The sequence below is a fragment of the Paenibacillus forsythiae T98 genome (assembly GCF_000520735.1).
GTDB lineage: Bacteria > Bacillota > Bacilli > Paenibacillales > Paenibacillaceae > Paenibacillus_AQ > Paenibacillus_AQ forsythiae.
Window position 1 is genome coordinate 1 of sequence record NZ_ASSC01000342.1, and the last position, 1,046, is coordinate 1,046.

Genomic DNA, 1,046 nt, shown 5'->3' on the forward strand with positions numbered 1-1,046 from the left:
CCGCTCGGCCTCGTTCGGCGAGATGCCGAAAAATTCCGGATCGAACTGATCCATACCATCGATAAAGCCGCCGAAGCGGGTCACCATTTTGCCATTGCTCTCGCGGTCCGGATCGTAGTAGTCGTCCAAGCCCCAGCGCTCTGGAGGAACTTCGATAATGGCGTCTTGTCCTCTTCTCAACAATTCCCAGAATTGCTCCGGGTTGTTCACCCCTCCGGGAAACCGGCAGCCCATGCCGACGACGGCAATAGCCTCCCGCATATCTCGGCCAGCGGCGGTTTGGTACGTCTCTCTTTTTTGCATCGGTCAGCGACCTACCTTTCCGCATTTTCATCTTATCTAGCAAATGGGGCCCATACGCAGACGGAGGCGACAGAATCGCCGTCCGGTCCTTCCATCAGCTCATAGCCGAGCGTGTAGACGTTGCCCCAAGGGTCGACGCACAGCTTATCCGCATTGACGCCTGCGGTAGAGGAGATCAGCGCTCCGTCCGCGTCGTAAATGTCTAGCGCGTACTGGCTCGGCTGCGATCCGTCTCCTTGGTAATATAAAAGGTACATTCGCCCTGAACCGTCGATATCTATATCCAAATAATGGATACCACCATTCAACTTTAGCGGCAGCAAGGCCGACGTTCCGAAGTACGGGTACGGATTGCCGAACACGTCGAACGCCTGCAGCCGGCGGTTGCCCGCCTCCAGTACGATAAACTGGCCACCAGGCGCAACCGCGACTGCGACAGGCATGAACAGCAGCCCTTCACGGGTTCCTCGTCCGCCGACCGACACCGGAACCGGCGCCTCCGCATCGCTCCTAACTTCCGTGCTAAGGCGCACGATTTGCAGACAATCGGCCGCAGCGCCGACGGCAGCGGCGAAGCTGGCCGGAAGGACGGCCAGATCATCCACGTAGCTTAGCCCGACCGTCCCAAGGCTTATGCCCGAAGGGAAGCGGAACGGCGTCGTATCGCCCACTTCGATGGGCCTAAGCTCATACGGAACCGTGCGGTTGTCGTAAAACAAGTTGTCCGCAGCTCCGTAGCCGCA

The 1,046-nt window shown here is 58.8% G+C and carries 2 protein-coding genes; both read right to left on the minus strand.

Going from position 1 to position 1,046, the window contains the following annotated elements; translation table 11 throughout:
- The coding region (locus tag L692_RS28460; RefSeq protein WP_036723231.1) for a beta-ketoacyl synthase N-terminal-like domain-containing protein at positions 1-303 on the minus strand (303 nt) is incomplete at its 3' end.
- Between the two features lie 32 nt (positions 304-335).
- On the minus strand, positions 336-1,046 hold a 711-nt coding region (locus L692_RS32635), incomplete at its 5' end, for an NHL repeat-containing protein (protein WP_462937981.1).